The 4,724-nt window shown below is 33.7% G+C and carries 1 protein-coding gene and 1 pseudogene; both read right to left on the bottom strand.

The features are described from left to right. A pseudogene (locus tag VFS71_RS10530) lies at positions 1-106 on the bottom strand (UDP-2,3-diacylglucosamine diphosphatase); the annotation flags it as partial. A gap of 121 nt (positions 107-227) precedes the next feature. Then, positions 228-4,724, bottom strand: a 4,497-nt coding sequence (locus VFS71_RS10525) for an alpha-2-macroglobulin family protein (RefSeq protein WP_326401172.1), incomplete at its 5' end; no start/stop codon positions are given.

Genomic DNA, 4,724 nt, shown 5'->3' with positions numbered 1-4,724 from the left:
GGTTTATTGATTTTAAATACTGCAGTAATTCTTTGGCATGGCATCCATAAGTTCCTAAATGGACATCACTTATAATCACTAGTGGAATTTTTCTTTTCCTTTTCATTTTTAGTTTTTGCGAAAGTAAGACCGCTATGTTATTCTAATGTATTCTATATGTTATTTGTATATAAAAAATCCGTCTCATTTATTTAACGAGACGGATTTTTGGTTGAATAAAGAATTTCTTAATTTTTTACGTTTACTCGAATTCCTTTGGTATGACTTGTGAATTCTGGAGCATACATACTTTCAATTGTTGAAATTCCGTTGGAGAAATCACCTAGATTATTTACTCGAATGTCATATTCCAGAACATAAGTTCCTTTGTTTATTTGATCAAAAAAGAAATGGGTTGCAGTGTCTTTAGTACTTTTATAGAAACCCAATCCGTCTTTGTATTCATAGCTCGAAAGTACATCTACAGGTTCGAAACAAGCAGCACGCATATCTTTTAAGTGAATAAATTCCACATCTTCTTTGATTGTAATAATTAACCGAACAGTAACCAAATCGCCTATTTTTAATCCATTTTTGGCTGTTATTTTTTGTAATTCATCTCCTTTTATGGCGCTTTTCTTTAGGTATAATTCTTTGGAAACGGATAAAACGTTACCTGGATTGGTTTTGATTTTATCCAAGTCTTCAAAGTATTGCCAATAAACACCTCCAAAACCCGGAACTTTCGATTTGTTTTCGATTGAAATCGTGGCCATATCTTTTTTGATTTCATCGGCTTTCCAATTGAGTTTGATATAACCAGTCTCAGCTTCTTTTTCATTTTCGGACAGTTTTTTACTTACTATTTTCTGCTCTCCAATTTGGAAAATTGTATTGTCTTTTACACTCAGCCAATCAGAGCCTTGCATTAGTAGTGCATAAACAGCTTCGGTGGTTCCTTTTGTGGTTGGCCAGTTTTTGGTTTGCTTGTTTTTGAGTAGCCAAACTTTCATCGCATCGACAGATTTTGTGTCGTTATTAATTTCTGAAAAAGCTTCAATTAATAAAGCTTGAGTTTCGATAGGCGCTTGATACCAGTAGAAGCCTACTTTGTTTGCAATCCAATACATACCCCAATCTTCGTTGTTGGAAGCCGTTTCTTTTAGACTTTCAAGAATTTTTTTGGCCGTTGCTTTTTCGTCAAAACGATTCAGTACCAGAGCGGTCATTCCTTTTTCATATAAAGAATAATTTAGCCAGTTTTCTTTGGCAGTTTCTAAATAGCGTTTGGTTATTTTCTTTAAAGTATCAGAAAGAGGATAATCTTTTAAATAAAAACTTCGGGTATAGAGATAGTGTAAATCGGAATTGGGATTTATCCAAATTAATTTGTCTGTTGTTTTCAGGTTTTGAGTTCTGATTTTATGATACTCTAAAAATTTTCTATCAAGAAACGGAATCCCTTTTTCAGAAATTTTATCTATTTTTTCAATAGTTGCATCATCAGCATTTAATTTTGCCAAATGCCCTAATCCTGCCAAAATATGTCTGGTGATGTATTCGTTTTCGTCGTTTCCGTCAAACCAAGAAAATCCTCCAGAAGATTTTTGCTTTTGTTTTAATTTGTCGAAAGTAGTTTGCTGTGTGCTTTTCATTTTTTCTAAATCAAAAAGTAATGCCAGATTCTTTTTCTTTTCGTCTTCACTTTGGGCATCGTTTAGCCAAGGCGTTTCGGCAAGAATCATCGATTTTAATTCCTCATTTTCTTCCAGTTTCGAATTCAATTTTCCGTTTTTTCTCCAATCTTCAAAAACGGTTGCGATTTTTGGATTACTCGAAATGATTTCCGAAGCTAGAGCATTTGCATAAAATCGGGCGAAAGTTTGTTCGGCACATTCGTGTTCGTATTCCATCAAGTATGGAAGTGATTGAATGGCAATCCAAGATGGATTTGAAGTATATTCCAGTGTAAACTGTTGGTTTTTTAAAGTACTCGAATTGTTGTTTTTTAGATTCTCAAACGTGTATTCTTTTTTTGAATTTTCCCGAATCCAAATAGAAATACTTTCGGTTACTAGCATATTATTGGTTAAAACTGGGAGTATGTTTTCTTCTCCATCAGAGAAATTCCCAGCTTTTGCCAAAATTTTATATTGAACCCCTTGCAGCCCTTCGGGAATTGCAATTGTCCAATTGACAGTTGTACTTGCAAAAGAAGCAATAGTAAAGTTTTTGACGTTTTTTGCATTAAGCATTTTGATATCTATTGGCTGCATGGTGGTTGCATCAAAAAGCTGTAAAACAGCAATTCCTGTTTTCCCTTCATTGGTCATATTTGAGATTTTGGAGCTGATAACAATGGTATCTTTTTCTCTAAAGAATCTGGGAAAATTTGGTATTACCATCAGGTCTTTTTGGGTAATGACACTTTTTTCTAAATAACCTGAAACTGCCTCTTTATTGTGTGCCAATAAGCGGAGTTTCCAGGCAGTCAATGCATCTGGAGAAGTAAAATTAAAGCTCACTTTTCCATTGGCGTCTGTTTTTAGATTGGGAAAAAAGAAAGCAGTTTCAGATGGATTTTTTCTGGCTTTAACTTGACTTAAAGCTTCAAGAGCTTTTTTGGTAGTGATAATGATGACTCCGTTTTTTCCTTTTTCTCCGTATAAAGCAGTTGCTTTTCCATTTTTTATTACTTCCACAGAAAGAATGTCGTTTGGAGAAATTAATTTTACTTGCTCAGCAGTCATAGGTTCTCCATCTACAACATATAAAGGAGTTTTTCCATTACTGTTAGCTGTCTCTTTGATTGTAACTCCCGACGCCTTGCCTTCAAGCTCCATTTCAATACCAGCCAAACTATGAACAGATGTATCTTCTTCAATTATTTCAGCAGCTGTAGTCAGATTTTTCTTTTTCATTGAACCAAAACCTGTAACAACAACTTCCTTTAACGAAGATTCTTCTTGGTCCAATTGAACATCTAACTGATTGGAATTAATGTTAATGGTTTGTGATTTAAGACCTATGTAGGAAATTTTTAATATTTCTCCAATTGCTGCTTCAATTTCATAATAGCCGTCAAAATCGGTTGAAGTGATTCTTTGTGTTCCGTTTATTGAGAGATATACTCCAGGTAGAGGAAGTCCTGTGTCGTCTGTAATAATACCCGAAATTAATTTTGCATTAAGTGGTTTTTTGATTTTTTTGGTGAGTTGTTTTTGGTATTCTCTTTGCTGATACACAGAATAATGTTCATTAAAATCAAATCCAAACCAAATCAATTTTGTGGTTTCATTATTGAGTTCGATGCTTTTTATATATGGATTGAGATTGCGGATTGATGAATTGGTTTTGTCAAATCCTATAGAGGATCTATAATTCAATCCATTGTGCATATAGCAGTCAAAATATAAAGTCGGCCAATTTTGTTTTGTAAATTGATCCAATGAGCTGTCATACATCGATGCCAGTATTTCTGATTCTTTAGTAGTATTGGTGGCATTCAATTTAAAAGACCAATTTTCGGCACTCCCAGGTCGTATTTTATTTCTAAAACTTTCAACATCTAATAGTAGTAATTTGGGTTCTTCTGCCTTTAAAACCACAACCAAATTTTGGGCATAGGTTTGGTTTTCGAAAACACTTTCAAAACCTATATTTACGAAATTTTTAAATTCATTCCCCAACGGAATTTTTACAATGGCTTGATTGTTTTTTAAAGTCGTATTTTCTTCAAAAAACAGATTACCATCATAATTCCCAGTTGTGATGATGAAAAGTTCGGGAATGGCTGATTTTAGTTGCACCAATATAAAACCGTCTTTTTTTGGATCATTATTGAGTTGTTTTAAAGTAATCAGTTTGCTTAGGTTTAGAGTATCTTCACTTTGGGCAATTTCAAAAAACGTACTTACTGTAATTGGGTTGTCAAATTTGTCTTTTGCCGTAAAATCGATTCTGTAATTTCCAGATTTGTAATCAGAAATGAAATCAAGAGAGAAGGATTTATCTTTTTCAGTATTTACTGAATTAGTAAAAACCAAAATACCTTGCTCTAATTGGAAGTCTGTTCGTTCATTAATTTCGTAAGGGAAAAGACGATTAAAATCTTGATCGGAAATACTTTTGACATCAGGGATTTCCCAAACCCTAGGTTTAAATTTTGAACCATTTTCTTTTAGCAGATACAATTTTATTTCTCCTTTGGCAGCCACAAATTCCCCGTTAAGATTGGTGCTATTGAGCAAAATTTCGTTTTTGTTTTTTGTTTCTATTTTTTTTGGAATTGTAGCTTTTAGTTCCAAAGTGTGATAGCCCACTTTAATATTCGTTTTCGCATCATGAGTTTCTCCATTGCCATCCGTAACCGTTACTGAAATTTGATAATCAAACACAGGTAATTGTTCTTTGGATAAATTGTCAGAAGGTTTGGCAATAAAATCAATGCTAAATTTTCCAGATGCATCTGTTTTTGTTTCTCCTGTGGCAATGATTTCAGGATCTTCTGGACTGTAATAGTGGAAATAACTTTTGATATATCGTGTTACTGTATAATTCACTTTGGCATCCGTTATGTTGCTTCCAGCAAATGCTTTTGCATTTCCTTTGGCTGTAATCTTTTGTTTGACTTGATAGCTTTCCTTGGTTGGGTCAAAAGTTACTTCAAACTTGGGACGTTTGTATTCTTCGACTTTGAATCCTTGTTTAGAGTTCTCAAAATCTGCATTATCCCAAAACGGGTG

Source organism: Flavobacterium sp. (assembly GCF_035760125.1).
GTDB lineage: Bacteria > Bacteroidota > Bacteroidia > Flavobacteriales > Flavobacteriaceae > Flavobacterium.
This window is presented reverse-complemented; position numbering and strand designations above follow the sequence as displayed.